Source organism: Microbulbifer sp. (assembly GCF_051659245.1).
Classification (GTDB): domain Bacteria; phylum Pseudomonadota; class Gammaproteobacteria; order Pseudomonadales; family Cellvibrionaceae; genus Microbulbifer.
Genome location: NZ_JBOFOC010000191.1, coordinates 1 through 1218, shown reverse-complemented (window position 1 = coordinate 1218; position 1218 = coordinate 1). Strand labels below are relative to the sequence as shown.

The 1218-nt window shown below is 60.4% G+C and carries 1 protein-coding gene; it reads left to right on the top strand.

Annotated elements, in window-relative coordinates; translation table 11 throughout:
* Positions 1 to 362: 362 nt before the first annotated feature.
* Positions 363 to 1218, top strand: an 856-nt coding sequence (locus tag ACRC0P_RS18085; protein WP_438632703.1) for a DUF6531 domain-containing protein, incomplete at its 3' end; no start/stop codon positions are given.

Genomic DNA, 1218 nt, shown 5'->3' with positions numbered 1-1218 from the left:
GCATGAAACTGGCCCTGCCCGACGGCCATAACCCGGAACCGGGATGTCGGAGAACAGTAAACCTCCAGCAGCCAGCCTGCGGAGTCGTTTTTTAACAAACAGGTAAAAGTTAGGATTGAACGGCTGGCGGTGCGTTCGGAGCGGCCACTGCGCGCAATCGCGTAAGCCCTGTGCCCGGCGCCCGCCAGACCGTTCGTTTTTTTCTTGATTGGCGGATTTTATTTCTGTAGCCTTCGCGCTGAAAATTCACTTCTCGCCACCCCCATGGCTTGTCAGAGGTGCCCGAAAGAGTTTTCCATGCCCGCGAGTGGATGCGGTTTGCCGCTGGCGGATGGAAAGGGGATGCAAGGGTACGCTTCGCGATGAAATCTGCTCGGCTCTCCGTATTTGTACGTCAGCTACTGTGTGCGGTTGTCGGCGCGGTTATTTCACTGGGATGTGTCTCTGCCGGCGCAGAGGAAGCGGGCAGCAAACAGCCCATCACCTTCGACCAGAAGATCCTCGAACACCTCTCCGCCTTCGAAGAGCCGGCCCCGGAACCGCAAGTCGGAAAGGTCGCCTCAATTATTACCGCCAGTACGCTCGTGGACCTGAGCAATAACTTCGTCTGCGAGTCGCCGCTGAAGTTCAAGCTGGGCCTGTCCCAGGATGCCACGGCATCCATCACCTTTACCGGCGATAATGCCCCCATCGGTGCGGACGAATTCCTCGAACCCACCGACCTGGATGCCGGTTACCACGAATTCACCTACACGGACCGCACCTTGCGGCCCGGCACCTACGACTTCGAGGTGCGGGTCATTTCCAAGACCACCAATCGCGAAGAGGTCTACCCGGGCCAGGCGATTATCTCCCGCGACTATCTCGACCAGCTGCCGGTCGGCCACGCCATGGTGGAAGGGGTCGACCTCTTCGATGGCAAGCTGAATCTCTCCGCAACGGATATCCAACTGCCCTGGAGCGGGCCGGATTTCTCGCTGCGCCGCTCCTATAGCAGCCGCAATACAGACGACTCCAGCCTGGGGCTGGGCTGGAGCCATAACCTGGATTCCCATGTCGCCCAGCGCGGCTGCGGCGTAGTCACCGTGCACGGCGGCGATGGCGGCGGTATCTCCTTCTACCCGGACGGCGACGGCGGCTATGTGCCCGGGCGCGGTTATCACGGCACCCTGGTTTCCACTGTCGACGGCTGGGATTTCTACAGCAAGGACGGCACCC